22 protein-coding genes are annotated in these 26135 nt (G+C 61.3%); 3 read left to right on the top strand and 19 right to left on the bottom strand.

Annotated features, from left to right (window positions below; translation table 11 throughout):
- Positions 1 to 5: 5 nt before the first annotated feature.
- Together FHP89_RS14305 and FHP89_RS14300 are read right to left on the bottom strand one after the other, a co-directional pair.
- Positions 6 to 1547 (bottom strand): XrtA system polysaccharide chain length determinant, encoded by a 1542-nt coding sequence (locus FHP89_RS14305; RefSeq protein ID WP_144179056.1) that lies wholly within the window; start codon positions 1545 to 1547, stop codon positions 6 to 8.
- Positions 1548 to 1612: 65 nt separating this feature from the next.
- Positions 1613 to 2224 carry an XrtA/PEP-CTERM system exopolysaccharide export protein gene (locus tag FHP89_RS14300; RefSeq protein ID WP_391525743.1) on the bottom strand — a complete coding sequence of 204 codons (612 nt, stop codon included), beginning with the start codon at positions 2222 to 2224 and terminating at the stop codon, positions 1613 to 1615.
- A 255-nt stretch (positions 2225 to 2479) separates the two neighbouring features.
- Between FHP89_RS14300 and FHP89_RS14295 the strand changes: the two genes are divergently transcribed.
- Complete coding sequence (locus tag FHP89_RS14295; RefSeq protein WP_222105401.1) at positions 2480 to 3289, top strand: N-acyl amino acid synthase FeeM domain-containing protein; 810 nt, start codon at positions 2480 to 2482, stop codon at positions 3287 to 3289.
- Between the two features lie 42 nt (positions 3290 to 3331).
- On the opposite strand, the gene FHP89_RS14290 is transcribed toward FHP89_RS14295, so the two are convergent.
- Both FHP89_RS14290 and FHP89_RS14285 read right to left on the bottom strand, forming a co-directional pair.
- A complete protein-coding gene (locus FHP89_RS14290) occupies positions 3332 to 4630 on the bottom strand; it encodes a DUF1302 family protein (RefSeq protein WP_144179057.1) in 1299 nt (432 codons plus the stop codon).
- Between the two features lie 10 nt (positions 4631 to 4640).
- Positions 4641 to 5390: an ABC transporter ATP-binding protein gene (locus FHP89_RS14285; RefSeq protein ID WP_144179107.1), complete on the bottom strand. Its 750-nt coding sequence runs from the start codon at positions 5388 to 5390 to the stop codon at positions 4641 to 4643.
- 44 nt (positions 5391 to 5434) lie between these two features.
- Here FHP89_RS14285 and FHP89_RS14280 point away from each other — a divergent pair, with 44 nt between their 5' ends.
- Positions 5435 to 6205: an outer membrane lipoprotein-sorting protein gene (locus FHP89_RS14280; RefSeq protein WP_144179058.1), complete on the top strand. Its 771-nt coding sequence runs from the start codon at positions 5435 to 5437 to the stop codon at positions 6203 to 6205.
- Positions 6206 to 6296: 91 nt separating this feature from the next.
- Here FHP89_RS14280 and FHP89_RS14275 read toward each other — a convergent pair whose 3' ends face one another.
- The 5 genes from FHP89_RS14275 to FHP89_RS14255 form a co-directional block, all read right to left on the bottom strand.
- A complete protein-coding gene (locus tag FHP89_RS14275) occupies positions 6297 to 7319 on the bottom strand; it encodes a porin (RefSeq protein ID WP_144179059.1) in 1023 nt (340 codons plus the stop codon).
- 297 nt (positions 7320 to 7616) lie between these two features.
- Positions 7617 to 9347 carry an autotransporter assembly complex protein TamA gene (locus FHP89_RS14270; protein ID WP_144179060.1) on the bottom strand — a complete coding sequence of 577 codons (1731 nt, stop codon included), beginning with the start codon at positions 9345 to 9347 and terminating at the stop codon, positions 7617 to 7619.
- 97 nt (positions 9348 to 9444) lie between these two features.
- On the bottom strand, positions 9445 to 10635 hold the full coding sequence (locus tag FHP89_RS14265) for a branched-chain amino acid ABC transporter substrate-binding protein (RefSeq protein ID WP_246116389.1): 1191 nt from the start codon (positions 10633 to 10635) through the stop codon (positions 9445 to 9447).
- 158 nt (positions 10636 to 10793) lie between these two features.
- Positions 10794 to 14459: a trifunctional transcriptional regulator/proline dehydrogenase/L-glutamate gamma-semialdehyde dehydrogenase gene (gene putA, locus FHP89_RS14260; RefSeq protein WP_144179061.1), complete on the bottom strand. Its 3666-nt coding sequence runs from the start codon at positions 14457 to 14459 to the stop codon at positions 10794 to 10796.
- A gap of 283 nt (positions 14460 to 14742) precedes the next feature.
- Positions 14743 to 15744 carry a class 1 fructose-bisphosphatase gene (locus FHP89_RS14255; protein ID WP_144179062.1) on the bottom strand — a complete coding sequence of 334 codons (1002 nt, stop codon included), beginning with the start codon at positions 15742 to 15744 and terminating at the stop codon, positions 14743 to 14745.
- A gap of 145 nt (positions 15745 to 15889) precedes the next feature.
- Between FHP89_RS14255 and FHP89_RS14250 the strand changes: the two genes are divergently transcribed.
- Complete coding sequence (locus FHP89_RS14250; protein WP_144179063.1) at positions 15890 to 17155, top strand: D-amino acid dehydrogenase; 1266 nt, start codon at positions 15890 to 15892, stop codon at positions 17153 to 17155.
- 11 nt (positions 17156 to 17166) lie between these two features.
- Here FHP89_RS14250 and FHP89_RS14245 read toward each other — a convergent pair whose 3' ends face one another.
- The 10 genes from FHP89_RS14245 to dnaX form a co-directional block, all read right to left on the bottom strand.
- Positions 17167 to 17622, bottom strand: coding sequence for a hemerythrin domain-containing protein (locus FHP89_RS14245; protein WP_144179064.1), 456 nt, complete (start codon positions 17620 to 17622; stop codon positions 17167 to 17169).
- A 117-nt stretch (positions 17623 to 17739) separates the two neighbouring features.
- A complete protein-coding gene (locus FHP89_RS14240; RefSeq protein WP_144179065.1) occupies positions 17740 to 18165 on the bottom strand; it encodes a ClpXP protease specificity-enhancing factor in 426 nt (141 codons plus the stop codon).
- A 61-nt stretch (positions 18166 to 18226) separates the two neighbouring features.
- The gene (locus FHP89_RS14235) at positions 18227 to 18823 is read right to left on the bottom strand and encodes a glutathione S-transferase N-terminal domain-containing protein (protein WP_144179109.1); all 597 of its coding nucleotides are present in this window, start codon (positions 18821 to 18823) and stop codon (positions 18227 to 18229) included.
- Between the two features lie 93 nt (positions 18824 to 18916).
- Entirely contained in the window at positions 18917 to 19684 is a 768-nt protein-coding gene (locus FHP89_RS14230) for a cytochrome c1 (RefSeq protein ID WP_144179066.1), read from the bottom strand.
- On the bottom strand, positions 19684 to 20955 hold the full coding sequence (locus FHP89_RS14225) for a cytochrome b (protein WP_144179067.1): 1272 nt from the start codon (positions 20953 to 20955) through the stop codon (positions 19684 to 19686). The genes FHP89_RS14230 and FHP89_RS14225 overlap by 1 nt, the downstream gene beginning before the upstream one ends.
- Positions 20956 to 20958: 3 nt before the next feature.
- On the bottom strand, positions 20959 to 21552 hold the full coding sequence (gene petA, locus FHP89_RS14220) for a ubiquinol-cytochrome c reductase iron-sulfur subunit (protein ID WP_144179068.1): 594 nt from the start codon (positions 21550 to 21552) through the stop codon (positions 20959 to 20961).
- A gap of 230 nt (positions 21553 to 21782) precedes the next feature.
- Complete coding sequence (locus tag FHP89_RS14215; protein ID WP_144179069.1) at positions 21783 to 23006, bottom strand: CaiB/BaiF CoA transferase family protein; 1224 nt, start codon at positions 23004 to 23006, stop codon at positions 21783 to 21785.
- Positions 23007 to 23019: 13 nt separating this feature from the next.
- Positions 23020 to 23613, bottom strand: coding sequence for a recombination mediator RecR (gene recR, locus FHP89_RS14210; protein WP_144179070.1), 594 nt, complete (start codon positions 23611 to 23613; stop codon positions 23020 to 23022).
- 156 nt (positions 23614 to 23769) lie between these two features.
- Positions 23770 to 24093 carry a YbaB/EbfC family nucleoid-associated protein gene (locus tag FHP89_RS14205; RefSeq protein WP_144179071.1) on the bottom strand — a complete coding sequence of 108 codons (324 nt, stop codon included), beginning with the start codon at positions 24091 to 24093 and terminating at the stop codon, positions 23770 to 23772.
- A gap of 28 nt (positions 24094 to 24121) precedes the next feature.
- The gene (dnaX, locus tag FHP89_RS14200; protein ID WP_144179072.1) at positions 24122 to 25990 is read right to left on the bottom strand and encodes a DNA polymerase III subunit gamma/tau; all 1869 of its coding nucleotides are present in this window, start codon (positions 25988 to 25990) and stop codon (positions 24122 to 24124) included.
- Positions 25991 to 26135: the final 145 nt, after the last annotated feature.

Here is a 26135-nt window from a genome sequence, read left to right as displayed (position 1 = left end):
GACCTTCACGAAAGTTTCAGCATGGCGATGGCCACAGTCAGCACGCCAAATGCGCCAACATAACCTCCAACACCGCCAAAGAAGGCCAGATTGAGACGCTGCCGCCGGCGCTTACGCACCGGATCAGCGGTCGCACTGACCGTGCCGAGCAAGGGCAAGCCAGAGATTTCGCGCAAATCCCGCCCATCCAGGAACGTCGGCCGCATCTGGCTGAGAATGAACGTAAATGCCAGACCAAACAGCAAGGCAGCGCCCCCGCCCAGTGGCATCAGCAGGATGCGATTGGGCGCTGACGGCTTGAGCGGCACGCTCGGTGGATCGATCAGGCGGAACTCGGCCATGCCCGACGAAGACTCCATCTCCACTGACATGTTGGCCGATTCACGGCGGCTCACCAGCGTTTCGTAGTTCTTCTTGTTGATCTCGTAATCGCGGTTCAACTGGGCCAGCTCCGCCTCGACCTGCGGCAGCAGCTTGGCTGACTCCTGCAAGCGAACCTGGCGGCCTTCAAACTCGGCCACCCGCGCTCTGAGCGACGCGACATTGGCGGCAGCGTCGGCCAGCGCGAGCTTCATTTGCTGATAGACCGGATTGGAGTTCACGTCGCCATAGCCGCCGCCTTCGCTGCGGCGAGCAGCCACTTCGACCTTTTTCTGTTCTTTCAGTTGCTCGATGATACGGCGAGTCCCAACCACATCCGGATGCGCCTCGGTGTAACGCTGAAGCAAACCATCCAGATTTTTCTCCAACGCATCAACACGACCGTCAATCTCGGGAATCGACACCTTGCGCTCGACGGTATTCTCCGGCAACAGCACGGGCTCTTCACCGGTGAGCTGACGCTGCAGCGCGTCTCGAGAATTTTCCGCTTCGCGCAAAGCGAGGCGTGCTGCCGCCAGTTGAGCCGCAACCTCCCCGACCTGGGTGAGGTAATCCTTGCCGCTACCCATCAGGTGCATGTTTTTGATTCTGAAGTCCTTGAGCCGGTTTTCTGCCTCATCCAGCCGCTGCTCATAGGTCTTGATCTGTTCCTCGATGAATCGACGAGCAGAATCCGTATCCTTGCGCTTATCGCCAAGGCCCGACTCCACAAAAATCGACACCAGAGATTGCACGACACGCTTGGCGCGATCCGGCTGCGTGTCTTCATACGAGAGAGTAAAAAGATTGTCCCGCCCCGTACCCTTGATCTGCAGCGTTTTGTTCAACTCAACAATCAATTCTTCGCGCTGCTTGTTGGTCTTGACCGTCAGGTCAAGGTCAGCCATACGGATCAGCTTCTCGATGTTCGGGCGGCTGATCAACGTCCGCGAAAGAATGGTGATCTGTTGATCCACGTTCGGCTGAACCGCCAAACCTGACATCAGTGGCTTCAACACCGACTGCGTATCAACAAAAATCCGCGCCGATGATTCGTAACGGTCGGGCAACATATAGATGGCACCCGCTGCAATGGCGCCGACCAGCCAGGCCGCAGCCAAGCCCCACCAGCGATATAGCCACATGCCGCGCAGATACGCGACGAGTTGTCGGAGGACGTCTTCCATAGATTCAATTCAGCTTCTGTGTACGCCGGCCGCCGTCGCGGCGGCCGGTCAGTTCGGAACGGAGATCAGAACCAGCTTTGCGGAATGATCAGAACATCGCCGGGACGCATCTCAACGTTAGCTGACACATCGCCGCGCTTGAGCAAATCCGACAAGCGAACGCTGTACTGCTTGTTTCCCTCGCCGGTGCGCAGGATCGACGCTTTGTTGCCATCAGCAAACTCGGTCATGCCACCCACTGCAATCATCACATCGAGCGCAGTCATCTTTTGGCGATACGGCAGAATCATCGGCTTGGCTGCTTCGCCAACCACGCGAATCTGCTCACTATACGGGCCGACAAAACTGGTCACGATCACCGTAACGACCGGCTCGCGAATGTACTTTTCCAGCGCCTTCTCGATGTCACGCCCAAGCGTGCTGGCATCCTTTCCCATCGCCTGCAGGTCTTCAACCAGCGGTGTAGTGATCTTTCCGTCCGGACGCACCGGCACAGACATCGACAACTCCGGATTGCGCCACACAACGATATTGACCGTATCACCCGGTCCGATCACATAGCTGTACTCCGAATCAGCGGCCACCGCGGGCGCTGGCGGAAAACTGCTGCTGGCGCACCCCGACAGCACGACGAGCGAAGCGAGAGCAACGCTAAAGAGCCCCAGCATGGTTCGCATGAGCTTCATTTCCAACCCCTCCAATGTCATTGTGTCGGCAGTGGCTTCCGACATTCCATCGGAATCCTAGCGACGCCGGGCACGGTCCAAAAGGAACAATTACACAAACGCTTACAGCCTTCCCCCGCGAGAATGACTAAAGTACGATGCAATACACGCCGCGCAGCTCAGTCCATTGGCATTATTTGGCTGAGCGCACTGCGACCTGGCATGACAAATTCCGCTGCAACTGATCGGTCATCAGAGGGTCACCAAGTGAGTACATTCGAAGCAAGTCAATCCAACAACCCGAGGTTGCAAGCAGCTTATCACGCTATTCCACGAAGAAACGTGACAAACGATTCGGGCGCGCTCCACTCGCTTGGCATCCCTCCCGCGGATGATCGGGACAGCCGTGAATTCGTACTTTCGCGCAGCGATTTTCAGATCCGCTTGGGCAATGGCGCCGACGGGCAGCGAAGCAATGTCAGCATGCTGATTCAACGGATGTATGCATGGCGCGGCCTGCTCACACACGCCCCGTCGCGCATCGACGACCAGCCCAACCAGCTGACGCTGATTGCCTCACGCGGAACCACCATGTTCGGCACCCTGACCCTGAAGCTGGATTCAGACGAAGGCCTGCTGGCGGACGAGTTGTACTCGAAAGAAATCGGCGCCGCACGAAAGGCCGGCGCCAAAGTATGCGAACTGACTCGACTCGCCATCGACCCGGCCTTCAACTCAAAAGAGGTTCTCGCCTCGATCTTTCACCTGGCCTACATCTTCGGCCGGCTGATCCACAACAAAACTGACCTGTTCATTGAGGTCAATCCTCGCCATGTGGCCTTCTACCGACGCATGCTCGGTTTCCGGATCGCGGGAGAAGAACGCATCTGCCCCCGGGTCAATGCGCCGGCAGTACTCCTGCACCTCCCCCTAAGCTACGTCGACGAACAGGTCGATCGCCAAGCGGGGCGCCCAGATTCTGGTGCCCGAAGCCTTTACTCCTACTTCTTCAATGACAACGAACAGCGCGGCCTACTCAAGCGCCTGCAGGCCGACCCTTCGCTGATTGCCCTGTAAGGCGCGCCCACTCAGGAACGAAACCTGAGCGCACCGCCCCGCTCAGAACGCGCGCCGCACCTCAACATACGCGCGATCACTGCGGTCGAACCGGCCGAACACGCCCTGCTCCGGGCCACCAAACACGTCGAGACCCGCTGTTCCACGCCAGTTGGCGTCCATCTGCCATACGACTTTCGGCCGCAGCATATAGCCACCGCCATTCAGACTCGACACGAGTAGCACCTCCGCCTCCAGATCGTCACCAAACTGGCGATTCACCAGCAGCGTCGCACCGTCCTCGCTCTTGTCCCACACCAGACCCTCGCGATGATTCAAGTAGCGCCGCGCGTAATACTGCGTGTTCACACGCCACCGCTGCCCGACGGGTACATCCACGCCGACCACGTAATCCAGCGTATCTGACGCCACCAATCCATTCGGCGCCGCAAGATCCGTCGTATTGAACTGACGCCCAGCGGTGTGAACAGCCTCACCCTTGAGCACAAAACCTCCCATATCCTTGGAGAACGTCGCTCCAAACTGGTTGATTCGGTCATGACGTGCCTCGAACGTCAAAGGCGCGAGCGACGTGCGATAAAAGGTCGGCGCGGTATCGGTGCTTCGATAAAAAAACCCGGAAACATCCCACCCGTTGAGCAAGGCCGACAAACGCGCGCCCCAATTCATGTTGCCCAGTCGTTGATCGGGGCGATCCTCACCCTCAAACTGCGCACCATCGGCAGCAAACGGATAGAAATCGCCACCCGGCTTTCCGATATTGTCGACCGTGGCGACCGGTATCCAAAGCAGCTCACCATGCCATCCGTCGCCAAAGTACTCGGCACGTGCGGCCCATTGCGGGATCCGCATCTGATCAAACTCAGGGAGAAAGAACTCACGGGTATCTCGCGCAGACACCACATCAGCAAAGAACAGACCGACCATCTCCCCCCAGACGACATGCTGCCGCCCCAGCCGGTAGTCCCACTTGCCCGCGGAGATATCGAGATACGCTTCGCGAATCGTGGCTTCACTGCGCAGATCACGGCGAACCGCAGAGGGATACACATCCGACTCTATGTCCGGCGCGGCATCCGCGTCAAATCGCCCCGAGAGCTTCCACTTCACCGTCTCGCTCAGCCGCCCACTGCTCTCGAGATTCAAGCGTGCACGCAGCTTGGACCAGTGCGACGGCGAGTTATACGCCCGCGCAGCGGAAAACTCGGCAAACCCATGCAAACCACCACCGCTGTCGGCAGGCCTGGCCACATCGAGCAAATCATCCAGATCGCCCGCAGCAAGCGCACAGCCAGTCATCGCTACCAGGCCAAGGCCAACACCCAAACGCCATCGATTCATCAAACTCTCCCTAGATTTCCGGATCTTCTTCGTCTTGCGCCCGACGATCCTGGACGAACATCCACCCATCAGACTGTCGCATCCCCAGCGCCTTGATTTCACCATCTTCAATGCGCACCAAACGGTCCGCCATATTCATCACGCGTCGATCATGGGTCGAAAACACGAACGTGGTTCCAGACTCCCTGTTGATCTGCTTCATCAGCTTCAGAATGCTCTCGCCGGTCTTCCGATCGAGGTTGGCGGTGGGCTCATCGGCCAGCACGATTTTCGAATGGGTTGCCAACGCTCGCGCAATCGCTACCCGCTGCCGCTGACCACCCGACAGTTGATTCGGCCGGTGCGAGGCATACTTGCGCAAGCCCACCATGGACAGGTAGTGCTTGACCCGCTCCTGACGCTCCGCCTTGGAAAGTTCAGGAAACTGCAGCAGCGGGTACTCGACGTTCTCTTCCGCCGACAGCACGGGCATCAAATTGAAAGTCTGGAAGATGAAACCGATCGTTCGCGCACGCAAATCCGCCAGATCATCGGGACTCTGTCCGGACACATCCTGGCCATTGATCAGCACACGACCACTCGAAGGGGTGTCGATGCAACCGATAATATTCAGTACTGTCGACTTACCGCTTCCAGACGGCCCGGCGATGGCCAGAAAAACGCCCGGCTCAATGGACAAGGTGACGTCGCGAAGCGCCGTCACGGTTTGATCGCCCAAGCGATAACGCTTGGAGACATTTTCGACCTGAACTATCGCCATTTCGTTGCCGTAATAGAAGTGACACTGCCACAAGGATAGCACTCATGACACAGCCATTTCGACTTCGTCGTACGGTCCTGCGCATCGCCGTTTTATCGGCGCTCATGCCCCTCAGCGGATTGACGAGCGCAGCGGACGCGCCCGACGCCAACGCCCTGCTTTCCAGCACCGATGCGATCCGCTTCCCGCAGGAAAGCTTCCAGGTCGACATTGACATCGAAAGCCGCCAAAACGACGGTGAAGACGCCGACCATCATCGCTACCGTGTGCTATCAAAGGGGCGTGAAGACACCGTTGTGCTGACCATGGAGCCCGCCAGCGAGCGCGGCCAGATCCTGCTTATGAAGCACCGGGACCTGTGGATATTCATGCCCTCCGTCTCTCAGCCCGTCCGCTTGTCGCTGGCCCAACGCCTTACCGGCCAGGTTGCCAACGGCGATCTCGCCCGCGCGAACTTCACCGGTGACTACACCGCGAAATACCTGCGTGAAGAAGCCATGGAAGGGAAAGCGGCGCATGTGCTTGAACTGACCGCCGTCGATGACGGCGTCACCTACGCCAAGGTTGAGTACTGGATTGACGCTGCCACAACACGCCCAATCAAGGCCGCGTTCTACGCGATTTCGGGTCGGCTGCTGAAAACCTGCGAGTACATGGACTACAAAGAGATGGCCGGCGCCATTCGCCCCACCCGCCTCGTCATGACCGACGCGCTCAAGGCAGGCAACGTGTCCGTCATGAGCTACAGCGCGATGAACCCCCGTCCGCTGCCGGACAAGCTATTCACCAAAGAGTATTTGAAGAAACTGAACTGAAAGCACCAAAACAAAGCGCCGCATCGCGCGGCGCTTGTAAAGAAAAAGGCACCCGAAGGTGCCTTTTTCAACTTTCAGATCGACGAATCGATTAGAAAGCGTGGCGGATGCCCAGACCCAGAGCGGTGGAGCTCTCGCCGTCTTGCTTGGCCAGCGCGCCCAGACCAACGTTGTCGTCGTTCGTGGTGCGGTTCACACCGACGTAAGCGATGGTGCGCTTCGACAGGTTGTGGGTGTAGGCCACGGTGAACGAACGGCTGTCCGAATCCTGCGCATCTTCGTTACGGGCACCGTAAGCAACGTGGATGTTGCCCATGCCGACCGGAACGATACCGCCGATCTGATACACCTTCACGTCGCTGTCATTCGCATCGACGCTAGCAGTCTGGTAGGAACCGACCAGCTTGAAGCCGCCGAAGTCGTAGCCAGCACCAATGTAGTGCTCTTTGTGGTCGTCGCCCAGGGTCGAGTCGCCAGCGTTGATGTAGATGTAATCAACGTTCAGCGGACCATTGGCGTAGTTCAGGCCCAGACCAACTTTGTCATCGGTGTTGCGGTTCGGGTTCTTTGCTTTGTCGTCAGCTTCGGTCGAACCAAAGCTATAGATCAGCTGGCCGCTGAAACCACCGAATTTCTTCGACTGGTAGTTGACCGAGTTATCCCAGCGAGCGTCCGAACCAGCGTCGATCTGCAGACCACCGCCCGTCAGGATGGCGGCAGGATCCAGGGCGCCAGCGGCGACGGCGTCATTGCGGAAAGAATAGTAACCCGGCGAGTACTGACGACCCAGACCGATGAAACCGAAGCCGCCTTCCAGACCAACCCAAGCTTGACGGTGGAATTCTTTGGAGGAAGCCGGGGAAGCGTCGTCGGAGTTGAAGCCCTGCTCCAGCACGAACTTGGCCTTCAGGCCGTTACCCAGGTCTTCTTCACCCTTGAAGCCGATACGCGGGCCGTTCAGCACTCCGTTGGCAACGCCCGAGAACTTGGCGTCACCAGCTTTACCAACACCAACGAAGGTGTCGATGATGCCGTAAACGGTCACGTTGGACTGAGCGAAGGCCGGAGCGGCGATCATGCCGGCGATGGCCAGGGCGATCAGTTTCTTCTGCATGGATTTCTCCTAAGATTGTGTAGTTGAATCCCGGGGGTGGCCCGGGCCCGACTGACCTCTCAAGCCGAGAAGTTGTGGCAATTTTGCAAACCTTCGCGCCTTGCCGCAAGCACCCTGACTAAATACCGCCACATCTCGGCGCTGTTTGTTGCTTTTGCGCAACATCGCGAAACATCCGCCCCATCAGCCAACGCCGTCTGACGACTTGCCTGGCATTTTACGGGCCCCGCCAGGGCGGGTTTCAACCCGCCAGGTCGGCTGATGCCGACCCTACACGGCACCCGGCATTCGCAGCCACTAGAACGCCACGGCAATCGCGAAATGCAGCCGCAGCGTCCGATCGTCATGACCATAGGCAAGATCAACCGCCAGCGGCCCGGCCGGGCTGCGCCAGCGGGCACCAAGACCGTAGCCCGCCTTGAAGCGAAAGGTCTCGCGCTCGTCGGTGGCATTGCCTGCGTCAACAAACCCTGCGATACCCCAGGTGTTGTCGAGCCAATGCACGTATTCGGCGCTCACCGCGGCCATATAGCGCCCACCCACCGTGGCGCTCCCCTCCGCCACGCCCAGGCTTTGATAGGCGTAGCCACGCACGCTCTGGGCGCCGCCGGTACGGAACAGGAAGTCCTGCGGGATGTCATCGCGGCTCGGCGCGAGTGTGATGCCACCATCGGCTCGCAAAATAAACACATCGCGCTCACCCACCGGTTGATAGCGCACAAGCCGACCGGCCAAGCGGAGAAAGTTCTGGTCGGACAAGGCCGCCTTGGCGCCGCCGCCGATCTGCCCGCTCAGGACAAAGCCCTCACGCGGATCGAGCAGGTTATCGACCTTGCGCCAGGTCCATGTCCAGTTAAGCGACAGCGCCTTGCGGTTCGACTCCTCAACGCCTTCGGGCGCATAGGTTTCACGCTGGAGCTTGAGCGCGAGATGCGTTTCGATGTCATCGCGCTGGTGTTTGCGCGCAATACCGATCGCACTATTGGTGATTTTCAGGCCCTGGGTATCGCTGCGTTCGGTCAAGGCGCCGAAGCTATCCTGACGCCCGCCGCGCTCGGGCGGGAGAAACACATCGGCATAGGCCAGCTGTTCGCGCTGCTGCAAACGCAAGCCTGTCGTCAGAATCCACCCCCGGCCGAGGAGGTTCGCATTACGGTAAGACGCTTCGGTGCGATAGCCGTTGTTACTACTGAAACCAACGCCCAGCCCGACCCGCTTGGGCGGCGCCTCTACCACACTGACCTGAATCGGCACTTGCTCGGGCGACACATCGCGCGTGGCGACATTGACAACAACCGACGAAAAATAAGCGGTTGACTGCAGCACGCGCTGGAACTCAAGCAGGCGATCCAGATCATAGGGGTCGCCCGGCTCAATCAGGTTGTAACGGGACACCAAGTCGGACGGATAGTCTTGAAGCCCTTCGATATTGAGCGACCCCATCGTAAACGCCGGGCCAGAATCGATCGTCACCGCCAGGCGCACCCGGGCGGTCTCCGGATCCACCTCGGCACGGGTCTTCACCAAACGGGCGGCCGCAAAATCCCGATACGCGACCGCATCCAGCAAATGCCCTTTAGCGCCGTCCCAATCCGCTTGCCGAAACGACGCGCCAACCGGCAGTTGCCAGGATTGCTTGAGTTGATCTCGTCGATCGGCATGGGCCGGGTCAGCAAGCGCACCCGAAAACGCGATGTCCACCACCGAAATTTCGGCGCGCGGCCCAAGTATCACCTTGACCTCCATTGGTGAGCGACTGTCCCCAACCCGCGATACGGTCGGGGTGAAATACCCCTCGGTGGCCAGCAAGGCTTCAACTTCTTTACGGGTTCGTCTAATCAGCGCCTGCCGCTCCCGGTCATCGGCTGCATTAGGCAAGGCGTCCTCACGCAAGGTGCTCAGATGCGCGGTCAATAGATCGCGGACGGCCTCCGGCGCATCTAGTGCAATGGGTGCGGCAGCGTAGCTGACGGCGGAAAAACACCAACAAAGCCCAAGCACCCAGCGACACACGGGTCGAAAGATCATAGTCATGGCGCCATTGTAGAACGTCGCCCAATTGCAAAGGACCGACGCAAAAAAAAGCGGCCCGAAGGCCGCCTCTTTACCGGGAACTGCCACGGACTTATTGCACCGTTTCCATCACGGTCCATTCACCGCCTTTGACCTGATACAGCGTGATACCGCCGGACTTGAGGTCACCCTTTTCGTCATAAGCGATATTGCTGGAGGTGATACCGGCAAACTGAATCGCCGCCAGCTTTGGCAGATAGGCACTCGGTTCGGCCGACCCAGCCTGCTTCATGGCCTCAATCATGGCGCGGGTCGCGTCATAGGCGTAGGGCGAATAAATCTCCACGTCTGAGTTGAACTTGGCCTTGTAACGCGCGGCGTAGTCGGTGCCACCCGGCATTTGCTCAAGCGGAACACCGGCCAGCGAGGCAATGGCACCTTCGGCGGCTTCGCCGCCCAGGCTCACGAAGGTCGGCGACTTGACCATCTCGCCGCCCATGAACTTGGCTTCGATCCCCAACTGCTTGATCTGCTTGACCATCGGGCCGGCCTGCGCATCAGCGCCGCCGTAGTAGATCAGGTCAGGCGCGGTGCCTTTGATGTTGGTCAGGATGGCGGAGAAGTCGGTGGCCTTGTCATTGGTGAACTCGCGCTTGACGATTTCACCGCCAGCGGCCTTGACGGCTTTCTCGAACTCGTCGGCCAGACCCTGACCATAAGCGGTGCGGTCGTCGATGATGGCGACTTTCTTGGCCTGCAGCTTCTCAACCGCAAACTTGCCGGCCACCGAGCCCTGCTGGGTGTCGGAGGTCATGGCGCGGAAGGTGGTCTTGTAGCCCTGAGCGGTATACACCGGCGAGGTCGCCATGGCGATCTGCGGAATGCCGGCATCAGAGTAAACCTTGGACGCGGGGATCGAGGTGCCCGAGTTGAAGTGACCAATCATGCCGTTGATACCTTCATCGACCAGCTTCTGGGCCACAGAGGTACCGGTTTTCGGGTCGGCCATGTCGTCTTCGGACATCAGCTCAAAACGCACCGGCTTGTCGCCGAACATCGGCTTGCTCGCGTTGGCCTCGTCCACTGCCAGCACGACGCCGTTCTGCATTTCCTTGCCGTAGTGCGCCTGGGGGCCGGTCAAGGGCGCGGCAAAACCGAGCTTCACGACCATTTCCGCGACCGGGGCCGGTGCGGCGGGTGCTGTAGCGGTTGCCGGTGCCTTGGCCTCTTCCTTGCCGCAGGCACTGACCAGGGCTGCTGCTACTGCCAGCGCCGACAGCTTGAGAATCATTCTACGTTCCACGGGGTCGTCTCCTTGTTTTGTCGTGGTTCAGTACAAACGGCCATGGGCGCCGTGTTGGTGCCCTTCCGTCTCATCATGGATGCTTGGGCCATGTCCCAGTTCCGGGCCATGACAGCCCGTGCATTCGTGTGCAGCAGTCAGCATATCGCTGCCGCATATCAATTGGAAATCGCCATCAAACTCGCGTTGCCGCCCGCGGCGGCGGTGTTGATGCTGACCGTACGCTCAATCACCAAGCGGGTCAGATCATAGGCAACCGACGGGCACAGCAGTGACACGATGGGACCGGGCCGGCCGGCCAATTGGCGACGCAGGTCGTCGGCAAGCGCCGCGTCGCCATCGAACAGCAGCACCTCGAAAGACGCGGCCATGACATCGGCCACCACACTCACCCGCTCGCGCACCGGCGCGGGCAAAGCGTTGACCATCGTCTCCAGCCCCGGCCGCGCGGCCAGCGCAATCCGGCTGCCCGTGGCCAGCGTGGCGGCAATCTGATGCAGCCAGGCGGCGTTGGTCTCGGCCACGCCGGCCAGTTGCGTGCGCGGCAGGAAGCGCATCCGGTTGTCTTCACCGGTCGGGCCGGTCATCACCAGCTCGCGCCCGGCCATGCTGGCTTGGCAATAGGCGTCAAAGTGATCGAGAAGCAGCACCACGTCATCGCCGCTGATGAACGCGCGCGCCGGGCCGTCCAGCCATTCGGCAAACGCCGTCAGCACCGGATCGGCGATCGGCGCCAGCGCGGCGGCCTCATGCGGCGCAGCGGCGCCGCGCACCAGGCGATGCAGATACAGCGGGCCGCCCGCTTTCGGGCCGGTGCCCGAGAGCCCCTCGCCACCAAAAGGCTGAACGCCCACCACCGCGCCAATGATGTTGCGGTTGATGTAGACATTACCTACGTGCGCCCGGCTGGCCACAAAGGCGATGGTCTCGTCGATGCGCGAATGCACGCCCAGCGTCAGGCCGTAGCCGGTGTCGTTAATGGCGTCCACCAACACACCGAGGTCCTGGGCGCGATAGCGCAGCACGTGCAGCACCGGGCCAAACACCTCGCGCTTGAGGCTGGCCAGCGAGGTGATCTCGATCAGCGTCGGTGCCATGAAGGTGCCGGCGGCGCAAGCCTCGGGCAGCGGCATGGCCGAGCAGTCGTAGCGATCACGCATCGACGCCACGTGGGCTTCAAGTTGCTCGCGCGCGGCGGCATCGATCACCGGGCCGATGTCGTTGCGGACATCTTCGGGCGAGCCGATGCGCAGTTCAGCCACCGCACCTTTGAGCATGCCAATGGTGCGATCGTAGATTTCATCTTGCAGGCACAGCACCCGCAGCGCCGAGCAACGCTGACCGGCGGAATCGTAGCTGGAGGCAATCACATCGGCCACGACTTGCTCTGGCAAGGCGGTGGAATCGACGATCAGCGCGTTCTGCCCGCCGGTCTCGGCAATCAGCGGAATGTCGCCGCCGCGTTGGGCCAGGGTGCGTTGAATCAGGCGCGCCACTTCGGTCGAGCCGGTGAACATCACGCCGCAGGTGCGCGCATCGGCCACCAAGGCCGAACCGACCACCTCGCCGGAGCCCGGCAAGAACTGCAAGGCGGCCAGCGGCACGCCAGCCGCATGGAGCAGCGCCACAACCTTGGCCGCGACCAGCGGCGTCTGCTCAGCCGGCTTGGCCAGCACCGGATTGCCGGCGGCCAGCGCCGCGACGACCTGACCGGTGAAGATGGCGAGCGGGAAATTCCACGGACTGATGCACACCACCGGACCGAGCGCCGGATGCGCCACGGGGTCAAAATGATCCGCCGCCTGACGACCGTAGTAGCGGCAGAAATCGACCGCCTCGCGGATCTCGGCAATCGCGTTGGCGTAGGTTTTGCCCGCCTCACGCACGAGCAACGCGATCAGCGCAGGAGCGTCGGCCTCCATGGCATCGGCGGCGGCAAACAGCATCGCGGCGCGCTGCGGCGCCGGTGTGGCGGCCCATTCGGGCGCGATTTCGGCGGCGGCCGCCAACGCGGCCTGAACCGTGGCGGCATCCGCCTCGATGACCGTGCCGACTACATCATCGCGACGGGCCGGATTGGTCACCTTCTGCGGGGTGCCGCCCGCGGCTGCACCAACCACCATGGGCTGCACATTGACGGGCGTGGCACGCGATGCCTCCAGCGCCGCGGCAAGACGCGCTCGGACAGCCTCGCTGGAGAGATCGAAACCGACCGAATTGGCCCGCGCGGCACCGTACAGATCCCGCGGCAGCGCTATGGCCGGATGCGGCGCACCGGCCAGGCGCGCTGCGATCTCGACCGGATCGGCAATCAGTTCTTCTACGGGGACGTTTTCATCGACGATGCGGTTCACAAAACTGGAGTTGGCACCGTTTTCGAGCAGGCGACGCACCAGATAGGCCAGCAGGGTTTCGTGGCTGCCGACCGGCGCGTAGATGCGCACCAGACGGCCCATTTTTCCCGCACCAACGACCTGGTCGTACAAGGTCTCGCCCATGCCGTGCAAGCACTGGAACTCGTAGTCGCCGACATGATAAGTGCCGTCGGCCATGTGATACACCGCTGCCAGCGTGTGGGCGTTGTGGGTGGCAAACTGCGGATATACCACGTCGCGCGCGGCCAGCAACTTGCGGGCGCAGGCGAGGTAGGACACGTCGGTATAGACCTTGCGGGTATACACCGGGTAGCCGGGCAGACCGTCGATCTGCGCACGCTTGATCTCGCTATCCCAGTAGGCGCCTTTGACCAGACGGATCATCAGCCGATGACCGCTGCGACGGGCCAGATCGATGATGAAATCGAGCACCGCGGGGGCGCGCTTCTGATAGGCCTGAACGACAAAACCAATGCCATCCCAGCCGGCCAGTTCGGGGTCGAGCGCGAGGGCTTCGAGCAAATCGAGCGAGGCATCGAGGCGATCGGCCTCTTCGGCGTCGATGTTCAGGCCGATGTTGTAGCCCTTGGCCAGCAGGCACAGGGCTTTCAGGCGTGGCGGCAGCTCGCGCATGAATCGGTCTCGCTGCGCCCACACATAGCGCGGGTGCAAGGCCGAGAGCTTGACCGAGATGCCGTTGCCGTCGACCACGCCGCGCTGGCCGGCGTCCTGACCAATGGCGTGGATGGCGGTTTCGTAATCGCGGGTGTAGCGCTCGGCGTCGGCGGCGGTCATGGCCGCTTCGCCCAGCATGTCGAAGGAATAGCGGTAGCCGCGCTTCTCGCAGACCTTGGCGCGATCGATGGCTTCGTCGATGTCCTGGCCGGTCACGAACTGCTCACCGAGCATGCGCATCGCCAGGTCCATGCCCTTGCGAATCAAGGGTTCGCCACCACGGGCGACGATCCGGTTCAGTGCCGCACCGAGGCGCTTGTCGCTATTGGTGGACACCAGACGCCCGGTGACCAGCAAGCCCCAGGTCGCGGCGTTGACGAACAGCGACGGGCTTTGGCCGATGTGCGCGCGCCAGTCGCCACGGGCGATCTTGTCGCGAATCAGCTTGTCGGCAGTGGCGCGGTCGGGCACGCGCAGCAGCGCTTCGGCCAGACACATCAAGGCCACGCCCTCCTGGCTGGAGAGCGAGAACTCCTTCATCAGCGCATCGACGCCGCTGGAGCGGGTACGCTTCTCGCGCAAGCCGACCACCAGTTTGCGGGCCAGCGCGTGAATCTGTACGCCCAATTTGGCGTCTGTCCGGGCTGCCGCCACCAATACCGGCACGCAGTCCGGCTCCGGCGTCCGGTAAGCCGCATCAATTGCCAGACGCAGGTCGCCGCGATCTTCCGGCGTCAGCGCTGCCGCTTCACGGCTTTGGGGTGACAGGGCCATGCAAGACTCCTTTGGACCGGTTTCGCCATTGCGATGCCCGGCGTGACACGGGTTGGGGATGCAAACGGACGACGGCACACGGCCATCAAGCCCCGCAGTCTAAGGACTCCCGAGCCGCAGGTAAATCAAGCCAGGGGCATGTCTGAACGTCTTGGCAACCCTGTTCCACCGGCGCATCAAGAAGGAAAAATTCGCCCTCGCCGACACCGCCCCGGAGCGGGTCGCGCAAAAAAAAACCGCGGCCAATATCGGGCCGCGGTGGGTGGTCGCTGAGTGCGTGAAATTACGCTTCGGCGTGGTAGCGGGAGACTCGCTCAACCTCATTTCTCGAGCCCAGAATCACCGGCACACGCTGGTGCAGCTTGTGCGGCTGAATATCCATAATGCGCTCGTGGCCGGTGGTCGCCGCGCCGCCCGCCTGCTCGACGATCATTGCCATCGGATTGGCTTCGTACATCAGACGCAGCTTGCCGCCCTGCGCGCGGCATTTGTCGTCCACCGGATACATGAACACACCACCGCGGGTGAGAATGCGATGCACGTCAGCCACCATGGAGGCGACCCAACGCATATTGAAATCGCGCCCACGCGGACCATTCTTGCCTTCCTGCATTTCGCTGACGTAGCGCTTGATCGGCGCCTCCCAGAAACGTGCATTCGACGCGTTGATCGCAAACTCCTGGGTGTCGACCGGCACCGTCATGAACGGGTGGGTATAGATGAAGCTGCCCATCTCGCGATCGAGCGTGAAGCCATGCACACCATCCCCCACGGTGAGAATCAACTGGGTGGATGGGCCGTACAGCGCATAGCCCGCCGCCACCTGCTCGCGGCCGGCCTGCAAGAAATCGGCCTCTACCGGCTCGACGCAGCCCTCGGGGCAACGCAGCACCGAGAAGATGGTGCCGACAGAAATATTCACATCGATATTGGACGAGCCATCGAGCGGATCAAACAGCAGCAGGTAGCCGCCCTTGGGGAACTCGCGCGGGATCGGGCGCACATCCTCAACCTCCTCCGAGGCCATGCCGGCCAGGTGACCGCCCCACTCATTGGCCTGGATCAGGATCTCGTTCGCGATCACATCGAGCTTCTTTTGCGCCTCGCCCTGCACATTGTCCGAGCCCGCTTCGCCCAACACGCCGGCCAGCGCGCCTTTGGAGACATTGACGCTGATTGCCTTGACCGCCCGAGCCACCACTTCGATCAGCAGGCGCAAATCGGCGGTCGTGCGCCCGGCGCGCTGTTGTTCGATGAGGAACTGGGTGAGCGAAATTCGTTGCATGGAACAGACTCCAGGGGGGTTCATGTGTCGTGACTGGCGAATTATCCCGTTTTCGGCGCTTCACTGCACGTTGGCGGTATCATTCCGGCTCACTTCCGGCGCCTGCGCCGGTGCCAATTCTCCAAAAGCACACACGATTCCCCGAATGCACGTCATGGTTCTGGGCGCCGGCCTCGCCGGCGTCACCTCCGCCTGGTATCTGAACAAAGCCGGCTTCGACGTGACCGTTGTCGAGCGCCAGAGCGCGCCGGCCATGGAGACCAGCTTCGCCAACGGCGGACAGATTTCGGTGAGCCATCCCGAACCCTGGGCCAACCCCTCGGCACCAATGACCGTGTTGCGCTGGCTGGGTGATGACGCCGCACCACTGCGCTTCCGGCCGCGCGCCGACTGGCGACAGTGGCTATGGAGCGCCGCATTTCTGCGCGAGTGCCTGCCCTGGCGAACCGATCGCAACACGGCGGCCATCGCCGCCCTCGCCCGCTACAGTCGCGAGCAACTGCAGCGCTTGCGTGACGACAGCGGAATCGACTATCGCCACCAGAAAAAAGGCATTCTGCATTTGTTTTTCGGCGCCGGCGAAGCCGACGAACCCCTCAAACGCGCCAAGGCATTGGCACACCTTGGCATTCACGCCGAAGCCTGCGACCCGGCGCGCTGCATCGCGATTGAACCCGCACTCGGGCAACTGCCGGTCGCGCCAACCGGCGCGCTCTACGCGCCCGACGATGAGTCCGGTGATGCCCATGGTTTCACCGTGGCGCTCACACACGCCTTGCAGGCCAAAGGGGTGAGGTTTCGCTACGACACGAGCATCGAGCGCATCCACCACGAAGGTGGGCGCGTCACCGGCGTTGAAGTTGCTACCACCGACGGCCAGACCGAACGCCTCGATGCCAACGCCTATGTGATCTGCCTCGGCAGCTACAGCCCCTTGGTGGTGGCGCCGCTGGGCGAATATCTGCCGGTGTATCCGGTCAAGGGGTATTCAGTCACGCTGCCGGTGATCGACCCCACCCTTTGCCCCGAAGTCAGCCTCACCGACGAGGCGCGACGCATCGTCTGTTCGCGCTTTGACGATCAGTTTCGGGTGGCCGGAACGGCCGAACTCAATGGTTACGATCTGAAAATCGACGCGGCGCGTTGCCGCAATCTGCTCGACTGGGTCGGCCAGAACTTCCCCGGCGCCACCGATTTGTCGGCTGCCGAACCCTGGTGCGGGCTGCGCCCCTCGACACCGAGCAATCGCCCGCTGATCGGCAAGGGCAAGATGATCAATCTGTACTACAACACCGGCCACGGATCGCTCGGCTGGACGCTGGCTTGCGGCTCGGCGGCGGCGCTGGCCGATTTGATGTCAGGTACGCCGCCGGCACCGGCCTTTCCTTTTCTCGCGGCGCGCTTCGACTAGGGCGTTTGCCCTTAATCCGCGCTCGCGGTACTACAACTGACATCTGCCAGTGCCGCAGGATTGCCGATCTCGCCGGTCTCGAAATTAAAGCCCAAGGTTTGAAGATGGAAGGCCAGTGCGGCATCCATCCCGGTCGCGTGCGTTTCAAACCAGGCCGGCAATTCTTCCGCCAAACGACGCCCCAACGCGAGGTCACCGTTGGCGACGCGCTTGCGCACGTCATTGACGACGGCCAGCACACGGTCATGTTCGGCCCGGTGGCACCCCGGAAAATTCACCTTCTCCATCCAGGCATTTTCCTGGTCGAAGTGGGCAACGGTGTGCGCGACAAACGCGTCCAGGCGGTCCAGAAAGTCGGCATCGTCGGCCTGAACCATCGCATTGTAGCAATCGACGAATTCACGATGGGTGTCGTCCATCGGGGCGAGCCCAAGCTCAAGATTGTCGGTCCATTCCATGATTGCCATTACGCGCTCCGGGGTGAGTCCTGACCTTGTTTATAGCGAAGGCACGACAGCAAAGGGGTGACGCATATCAATCTCGCGCTGCCATCCGGCAGGCGGCGACACGGTATGCGTACAGATTTACTTGATAACCTTGAGGTGGCTGCGCCCGGCGGCGGGTTTATCTCCCCCAGCACTGGGCGGCGGGGGCTCATCGGCGGTGTCCGGCATGTCGGCGTCGGGCGCCCCGGCATAGGTTTCGGCCTCGAAACCCATCCCGTGGCCATTTTCCTGGGCGTAGACGGCGACGACGTTGCTCACCGGAATGCGCACCCACTGCGCCACGCCACCAAAGCGTGCCTGAAACTGGATGATGTCATTGCCCAAGTCGAGCTGATGTGTCGCGTCGGTGCTCACGTCGAGCACGATCTGCCCGTCCTGTGCCGTTCCGGGCGGAATACGCACGTGTTCATCGACCACCGCCGCAATATGCGGGGTCAGTCCCTGGTCGGTGCACCACGCGTGGATCGCACGAATCAAGTAGGGTTTTGTAGAGACGTCTGACATTGCATTTCCTGCAGCTCGGCTGCGGGTCTGGCGGAAGTTTCACCATCCCCGCAGTGTCGAATCAACGGCGCATGACCTTTTCGGACGGGGTCAGCGAATCGATAAAGCCCTGACGGCTGAACACACGCTCGGAATACTTCATGAGCGGTGCGGCCGCTTTCGGCAGATCGATACCGTAGTGCTCCAGACGCCACAACAGCGGCGCAACGGCCACGTCGAGCATCGAGAAGTCATCACCGAGCATGAACTTCTGATTGGTAAACATCGGTGCCAACTGGGTCAGTTGCTCACGCACCTGAGCCCGCACCTTGTCGGCGCCTTTCTGGTTCTTTTCCAGCAGATCGATACCGGCAAACAGTTCCTGCTCAAACGTGTGCAGAAACTGACGCGCGCGGGCACGCATGATCGGATCAGGCGGCATCAGCTGCGGGTGTGGAAAGCGCTCATCAATATATTCATTAATGATGTTGGCCTCATGCAAAACGAGGTCGCGATCGACCAGCACGGGCACACGGTTGTACGGGTTGATCACGGCAATATCTTCAGGCTTGTGATCGAGATCGACATCGATCACCTGAAAATCCATACCTTTTTCAAAGAGCACAATCCGGCAACGGTGGCTAAAAGGGTCCGTCGTTCCGGAATACAAATTCATCATGACAGTAACAGCTCCATGAATGCTCAACGCCGCATGCCAAAAGGCATACGGCGCCAATGATCACCGGTGACCGCCAACATGGCGGTCAGCCGATCAGTGAATATCTTTCCAGAAGTTCTTCTTGAGCAGGTAGCTCAGGACGAACAAACCAGCCAGAAATAGAAGAACGAAGGTGCCGATGTTCTTGCGGCTTTCCGCCATCGGCTCACCCATCCAGACCATGAAGGACACGAGGTCGGCAACCGTCTTGTCGTACTCAGCAGCCGTTTGCGTACCCGGCTTGCTCAGTTCGAGCGAGACTTCCTTGCGCATGCCGCCGTGACCGTCATCCTTTTCTTCAACATGGGCCACCTGATCGCCCTGCAGTTCCCACAACACATGGGGCATGCCGACGTTTTCGAAGACCTTGTTGTTCCAGCCAGTGGGCCGGCTCGGATCACGGTAGAACTGGCGCAGATAGGTGTAGAGCCAATCCGCACCGCTGCCGTCGCCCGACGCACGTGCCCGGGCAACCAGGGTCAAATCCGGCGGCGGCGCGCCAAACCAGAGCTTGCCGTTGTCCCGCGTCATGGCGATCTTCATCTGCTCACCGATCTTGTCAGCGGTAAACAGCAGGTTGTCCTTGATCAGATCTTCGGACAGCCCGATATCCTTGAGGCGGTTGTAACGCACAAAGCTGGCGGCGTGGCAGTTGAGGCAGTAGTTCACAAACACCTTGGCGCCATTTTGCAAGGCGGCCGGGTCAGTGCTGACCGGCGCCTTGTCCAGATGCAGCGCTGCACCCGCGGCCATGGCCACAACTGGCGCAAACAGAGCAGCCGCCAACAGGCGCTTTACGAATTTCATTGCACGCGTTTTCATCAGGAAGTCACCCTTTCCGGTTCGGCTTTGCATTTATCCATCTTGCTGTAGAACGGCATCAGCAGGAAGAACGCGAAGTACAGCACCGAGCAGATCTGCGTCGTACGGTCCTTGATGCCACCGTTGTCAGGCGGCTGAACGCCCAGATAGCCAAGAATGAAGAAGATGATCACGAAGAGCACCAGCGCCGTCTTGAAGATCGGACCTTTGTAGCGGATCGACTTGACCGGGCTACGATCGAGCCAGGGCAGGAAGGCGAAGATCACCACACCGGCGCCCATCGCAATCACGCCCCAGAACTTGGCGTCCAGACCGAACAGCGGATAGGTCACGGCACGCAGCAGCGAGTAGAACGGCGTGAAATACCACACCGGCGCGATGTGCGGCGGCGTCACCAGCGGGTCGGCCGGCAGGAAGTTGTTGTACTCCAGGAAGTAGCCGCCGCCCTCAGGGGCGAAGAACAGCACTGCCGAGAACACGAACAGGAAGCCGACCACGCCGACAATGTCCTTCACCGTGTAGTACGGGTGGAAGGGGATGCCGTCGAGCGGAATACCGTTGGCGTCTTTCTTCTTCTTGATTTCGACACCGTCCGGGTTGTTGGAGCCGACTTCATGCAGCGCCACGATGTGGGCGAGCACGAGGCCGATCAACACCAGCGGCACAGCAATGACATGGAAGGAGAAGAAGCGGTTCAGGGTGGCGTCCGAGACGACGAAGTCGCCACGAATGACCAGTGCCAGATCCGGTCCGATGACGGGAATCGCGGAGAACAGGTTCACGATCACCTGTGCGCCCCAGAACGACATCTGCCCCCAAGGCAACAGATAGCCCATGAAGGCTTCAGCCATCAGCGCGAGGAAAATGCCCACGCCGAACAGCCAGATCAGTTCCCGCGGCTTCCGGTAGGAGCCGTAGAGCATCCCGCGGAACATGTGCAGATACACCACAACGAAGAACGCGGAAGCGCCCGTCGAGTGCATGTAGCGGATCAGCCAGCCGCCCGGCACATCACGCATGATGTACTCGACCGCCGCAAACGCCACCGGCACGCCAGAGGCGTTGAGCGAGGCATCCGGCTTGTAGTGCATGACCAGGAAGATGCCGGTCACGATCTGGATCACCAGCACCATCAGCGCCAGCGAACCGAAGAAGTACCAGAAGTTGAAGTTCTTCGGTGCGTAGTACTCGGACAAATGCGCCTTCCAGGTCGACGTCAGCGGAAAACGCTCGTCAACCCAGTTCAGCAGAGCTTGAGATTTCGTCGTCATGAGTTATGCCGTCCCATCTTCGCCAATCAGGATCTTGGTGTCCGCCAGATACTTGTGCGGCGGAATGTCCAGGTTCGTCGGGGCCGGCTTGCCGGCATACACCCGAGCGGCCAGGTCGAAGGTCGAACCGTGGCAGGGGCACAGGAAGCCGCCCGGCCAGGCATCGCCCAGACCGCTGTCCGCGCCAATCTTGAACTTCTGGGACGGAGAACAGCCCAGGTGCGTACAGATGCCGATGGTGACCAGGAACTCGGGCTTGATCGAACGCGCCTTGTTCTTGGCATACTCGGGCTGGATCGACTTGTCCGACGCCGGATCGGCCAACTGATCATCCAGCTTGTCCAAGGTCGCCAGCATCTCTTCGGTGCGACGCAGAATCCAGACCGGCTTGCCTTGCCACTCGACCGTCATCATTTCACCCGGCGCCAGCTTGCTGACGTCGGCTTCGACCGGCGCACCCGCTGCCTTGGCACGCTCCGACGGTGTCAGGCTTGCCACAAACGGAACGGCTGTTGCCGCCGCCGCCGCGCCACCTGCGACCGACGTGGCCAGCAACAACTGCCGACGGCCACTGTCCATCTTTTCCTCAACGCTCATGAGCCCATTCCCCGCAAAAAGGAAGCAAAAATGCTAGATACAAAAACCGCGAGAGTATAACGAATATGGCAGCGCGAAAAAACCCCGATCTTTCAAAAACCTTTAAAATCAATAATTTAGAACGAAAGTCGGAAGCGTTTTTTGATACAAATCAGGCCCAACCCGCCAAAAATGCTGCACAACAACATCGCAACTGGCTAATTTTCCATCCGAGAATCCGTCTCGCCCGCTCAAACAACACCTTTCTGACGAAGCTGGCTGATCGCGGCCTCGTCCAAACCCAAGCCCTTCAATACGCAATCGGTATGCGCCCCCAGGGCCGGGCCGATCCATTCAGTCGCCCCGGGCGTTGCCGTCAGTTTCGGCACCACGCTGGGGATCGCCAGCGATTCGCCACCGGGCAAACCCACCCGTTCGATCATTTGTCGCGCCAGATACTGCGGGTCCGCAAACATGTCGGCCACGGAGTAGATGTTTGAGACGGGCACATCGGCCGCCTTGAGCGTCTCGAGGACAACCTGCCCGTCATGCCGACCGACCCAGTCGTCGATGACACCGTAGATTTCAGCCGCGCGGGCATCACGCCCCGCGTTGTCCGCCAGCGCCGCATCGTCCGCCAGATCCGGCCGACCGACAGCGCGCATCAGACGCTTGAAAATGGCGTCGCCATTGCCGCCGACGATGATGTGCTTGCCGTCGCGCGCGGTGTGCGTGTTCGACGGCGTAATCCCTGGCATCACATTACCGGTGCGCTCGCGGATGAATCCGTAGTGATCGAACTCCGGCACCATGCTCTCCATCATGGCGAACACGGCCTCGTACAGGGCCACATCGACCACCTGCCCTTGCCCCCCGGCGACCTCGCGATGACGCAGTGCCATCAAGGCACCCAACGCAGCCCACAGCGCAGCGATCGAATCGCCGATCGAGATGCCGGTCTTGAACGGCGGCAGTTCCGGGTCGCCGGTGATGTAGCGCAAGCCGCCCATGGATTCACCAATGGCGCCAAAACCCGGTTGATCGCGATAGGGCCCGGTCTGACCAAAGCCCGACAAACGCACCATCACCAGCCCCGGGTTGTCGGCGCTGAGTACATCCCAGCCCAAACCCAGTTTTTCCATCACGCCAGGGCGGAAATTTTCGACGACGATGTCGGCGTTCGCGACCAGTTGACGCGCGATGGCGACACCTTCTGGCGACTTCAGATTGAGCGTTACCGACTGCTTGTTTCGTGCCTGCACATACCACCACAGCGAGGTATCGCCATGCAATTTGCGCCACTTGCGCAGCGGGTCGCCGGTGCCCGGCGTCTCGATCTTGATCACCTCGGCGCCAAATTCGGCCAGGATGCGGGTGCAGAATGGGCCCGCAATCAAGGTACCGAACTCGATCACCCGCACGCCTTGCAGCGGTTTGTCGGTCACGCCCTGCTCGGCCTTGGGTGCATCAGACATGTGCGCTTCCGCCTCAGACCGAACGCCGTTCGATCAGCGCCTGGGCGATGGTGCCGATGTCGGTGTGTTCCAGCTCGCCCCCCACCGGCACGCCACGCGCGATACGACTGACCTTCAGGCCGCGCGCGCGCATCAGCGCGCCGACGGTATGCGCCGTCACTTCACCTTCATTGGTGAAATTGGTGGCCAGAATCACTTCTTCGACCTGACCATCGGTGGCCCGCTCGACCAGCTTTTCGAGCTTGAGTTCGCGCGGGCCGATGCCATCGAGCGGCGACATGCGACCCATGAGCACGTAATACATGCCCTTGAAGGCGTGCGTCTGCTCCATCATGGCCAGATCGGACGGCATCTCGACCACGCACAGCAAGCGCGGATCGCGCTGCGGGTTGGCGCAGCGCTGGCAGATGTCGTCTTCCGTAAAGGTGTTGCATCGCGCGCAATGGCGCAGCACCTCAAGCGCCTTGCTCAGGGCGCTCGCCAGCCGCGCCGCACCGCGCTGGTCGCGCTGCAGCATGTGGTAGGCCATGCGCTGCGCCGACTTCGGCCCAACACCGGGCAGGCAGCGCAAGGCTTCGATGAGGGCATCAAGCGTAGAAGGGGTCATGGGGGGTCGTGTCGTGCCTTTGAAGCGCCGGTGACATGCCGTGTCGGTTGGGTTGAGCGCAGCGAAGCCCACCACACACCCTGCCAAATCGGCACACCGCATGTTGGGCTTCGCGTTGCTCAACCCAACCTACGCCCTCAACGGCCATCGTCAAGCTCAGAACGGCATCTTGAAGCCGGGGGGCAGATTTAGTCCGGCCGAGAACCCCGCCATTTTTTCCTGACTGGTGGCGTCGACGCGGCGCACCGCGTCGTTGACGGCCGCGGCCAGCAAGTCTTCGAGCATTTCGCGGTCGTCCATCACCGAGTCGTCGATCTGAACGCGACGCACATCGTGCTTACAGGTCATGGTCACTTTGACCATACCGGCACCGGCCTGGCCTTCGACCTCGATCGACGCCAGCTCTTCCTGCGCCTTCTGCATGTTTTCCTGCATCTTCTGGGCCTGCTTCATCAGGCCTGCAATACCGCCCTTCATCATCGTGCTTTCTCCAATGCAATTCGGTGTGTCACAAGGGGCGTACCGACGCTTCCTGCAAGCTTGCGTCAAAACGCTCGATCATTTCCTGTACAAAAGGATCCTGTTCCAGCGAGGCAATCGCCTGCGCCTGCCGGGCCTCACGCGTTGCCGCATCGCGCTGCGCCGGGGTTTCGCCCTCGATGCCGCCGATCTCGATGTTCAGCTTCACGGGGCGATCAAAATGGCGATCGATCTCGGCCTGCAGCCGTTCAAGGTTGCCACGGTTCATGGCAATCAAGTGGCGATGCGCTTCGCTCAATCGCAGGCGGATGCTGCCTTCGGCCATGCCGAGCCATTCGCAGTGCTGCGCCAGCTCACGCACCAAGCCCTTCAAACCGATCTCGACGATCAGACCGTGCCAATCGACGTCGCCGGAGGGCACTTCGGCAACCGCGCGCTGCGCTGCCGGCGGTGCTATCGCCGGCGCGGTGACCTCTGCGGACTCTCGCTCAGGCGGTTCTGAAGCGCCGGAATCATCAGACGAGGCGGCATGCGCCTCTTCGGGCAAATCTTCCCACGGAGGGACATCGCCCCGCGACACGGGTTTCGGCGCCGGCGCTGCGACAACCGGTTCAGGCGTGGGCTCTGGCGTCGCGACCGGCGCGACGACGACGGGCTTGTCTGCGACGGGCGACGGGGTTGGCGCTGCGGGCGAAACCCGCGCTGAAACGGGTGCAGCGCCGGGTGTCGAATCAACCGCAGCCGCAATCGGGCGCGTCGGCGTCCGCGCGGCGAGCGCCGGCACGCTACCACCTCCGCCGGCCAAAGGCGCCGCTTGCGCGGGCCGGAAGGCGTGCAGGCGCAGCAGCGTCATGACAAAACCGGCCGGCTCATCCGGCGCCAGCGGCAACTCATCGCGGCCGTGAATGGCAATCTGATAGGCCAGCTGAAGGAATTCAGGGTCGAAGGCATCGACATACGGCTGCAGCCGGGCGCGCTCCACCTCATCGGCAATCGCGCTCGGCGCGAACTGGAACACCGCGATTCGCTGCAGCAGCGAGGCCAGCGCCTGCAGCGCGGCATCAAAAGACAGGCTGCGCGCGTCCATCGCCTCGGCCACGGCCAGCATGGCGGACACGTCGTTGCTGATCAGCCCGTCGAGAATTTCAAACAGGTGGTCTTCGCCGACCGAGCCGAGCATGGCCTGCACGCCGGCTTCTTCGACCTTGCCGGCGCCGTGCGCGATGGCTTGATCGAGCAGCGACAGCGCATCGCGCATCGATCCACTGGCGCCTTTGGCAATGTGGCGCAGCGCAGGCGGGTCAAACGGCACCGCCTCGGTCTCGAGAATGCGCGACAGATGCTCGACGATATGCCCCGGCGGCATCTGCTTGAGGTTGAACTGCAGGCAGCGCGACAGCACCGTGACCGGAATCTTCTGCGGATCAGTGGTGGCGAGGATGAACTTGATGTGCTCAGGCGGCTCTTCCAGCGTCTTCAACATGGCATTGAAGGCCGAGTTGGAGAGCATGTGCACTTCGTCGATCACATACACCTTGAAGCGACCGCGCGTCGGTGCGTACACGGCATTTTCGAGCAGCTGGCGCATCTCGTCGACGCGCGTGTTGGTGGCCGCGTCGACCTCGAGCAAATCCACAAACCGCCCGGCGTCGATCTCCTGGCAGGACGAGCACACCCCACAAGGCGTGGCGGTCACGCCGGTCTCGCAATTGAGCGCCTTGGCGAGGATTCGGGCGATGGTGGTTTTGCCCACGCCGCGCGTCCCGGTAAACAGGTAGGCGTGATGCAAACGCCCGGTGTCGAGCGCGTGCGTCAGCGCCCGAACCACATGTTCCTGCCCCACCAGGGTGTCAAAACCCTTGGGACGCCATTTACGCGCGAGGACCTGATAACTCATGGCGGGATTCTAGCAGAGGCGGCGGTTTCACCGGCAGTGTCGCAAGGCATTCGCAATAGTCAAAAGCTACAAAAAAAAAAAATATCAATACATTATCAATGCTTTGTCAGGCGGCACCTCCTGGCAACACGCCAGCGCGTGCGCC

Source organism: Denitromonas ohlonensis (assembly GCF_007625205.1).
GTDB classification, from domain to species: Bacteria; Pseudomonadota; Gammaproteobacteria; order Burkholderiales; family Rhodocyclaceae; genus Nitrogeniibacter; species Nitrogeniibacter ohlonensis.
This window is presented reverse-complemented; position numbering and strand designations above follow the sequence as displayed.

What these genes read in the sequence shown, in the direction of transcription:
- FHP89_RS14305 (WP_144179056.1), bottom strand. Translation starts at nt 1,547, where the DNA reads ATGGAAGACGTCCTCCGACAACTCGTCGCGTATCTGCGCGGCATGTGG.
- FHP89_RS14300 (WP_391525743.1), bottom strand. Translation starts at nt 2,224, where the DNA reads ATGCGAACCATGCTGGGGCTCTTTAGCGTTGCTCTCGCTTCGCTCGTC.
- FHP89_RS14290 (WP_144179057.1), bottom strand. Translation starts at nt 4,630, where the DNA reads ATGAATCGATGGCGTTTGGGTGTTGGCCTTGGCCTGGTAGCGATGACT.
- FHP89_RS14285 (WP_144179107.1), bottom strand. Translation starts at nt 5,390, where the DNA reads ATGGCGATAGTTCAGGTCGAAAATGTCTCCAAGCGTTATCGCTTGGGC.
- FHP89_RS14280 (WP_144179058.1), top strand. Translation starts at nt 5,435, where the DNA reads ATGACACAGCCATTTCGACTTCGTCGTACGGTCCTGCGCATCGCCGTT.
- FHP89_RS14275 (WP_144179059.1), bottom strand. Translation starts at nt 7,319, where the DNA reads ATGCAGAAGAAACTGATCGCCCTGGCCATCGCCGGCATGATCGCCGCT.
- FHP89_RS14270 (WP_144179060.1), bottom strand. Translation starts at nt 9,347, where the DNA reads ATGATCTTTCGACCCGTGTGTCGCTGGGTGCTTGGGCTTTGTTGGTGT.
- putA (WP_144179061.1), bottom strand. Translation starts at nt 14,459, where the DNA reads ATGGCCCTGTCACCCCAAAGCCGTGAAGCGGCAGCGCTGACGCCGGAA.
- FHP89_RS14255 (WP_144179062.1), bottom strand. Translation starts at nt 15,744, where the DNA reads ATGCAACGAATTTCGCTCACCCAGTTCCTCATCGAACAACAGCGCGCC.
- FHP89_RS14250 (WP_144179063.1), top strand. Translation starts at nt 15,890, where the DNA reads ATGCACGTCATGGTTCTGGGCGCCGGCCTCGCCGGCGTCACCTCCGCC.
- FHP89_RS14245 (WP_144179064.1), bottom strand. Translation starts at nt 17,622, where the DNA reads ATGGCAATCATGGAATGGACCGACAATCTTGAGCTTGGGCTCGCCCCG.
- FHP89_RS14240 (WP_144179065.1), bottom strand. Translation starts at nt 18,165, where the DNA reads ATGTCAGACGTCTCTACAAAACCCTACTTGATTCGTGCGATCCACGCG.
- FHP89_RS14235 (WP_144179109.1), bottom strand. Translation starts at nt 18,823, where the DNA reads ATGATGAATTTGTATTCCGGAACGACGGACCCTTTTAGCCACCGTTGC.
- FHP89_RS14230 (WP_144179066.1), bottom strand. Translation starts at nt 19,684, where the DNA reads ATGAAAACGCGTGCAATGAAATTCGTAAAGCGCCTGTTGGCGGCTGCT.
- FHP89_RS14225 (WP_144179067.1), bottom strand. Translation starts at nt 20,955, where the DNA reads ATGACGACGAAATCTCAAGCTCTGCTGAACTGGGTTGACGAGCGTTTT.
- petA (WP_144179068.1), bottom strand. Translation starts at nt 21,552, where the DNA reads ATGAGCGTTGAGGAAAAGATGGACAGTGGCCGTCGGCAGTTGTTGCTG.
- FHP89_RS14215 (WP_144179069.1), bottom strand. Translation starts at nt 23,006, where the DNA reads ATGTCTGATGCACCCAAGGCCGAGCAGGGCGTGACCGACAAACCGCTG.
- recR (WP_144179070.1), bottom strand. Translation starts at nt 23,613, where the DNA reads ATGACCCCTTCTACGCTTGATGCCCTCATCGAAGCCTTGCGCTGCCTG.
- FHP89_RS14205 (WP_144179071.1), bottom strand. Translation starts at nt 24,093, where the DNA reads ATGATGAAGGGCGGTATTGCAGGCCTGATGAAGCAGGCCCAGAAGATG.
- dnaX (WP_144179072.1), bottom strand. Translation starts at nt 25,990, where the DNA reads ATGAGTTATCAGGTCCTCGCGCGTAAATGGCGTCCCAAGGGTTTTGAC.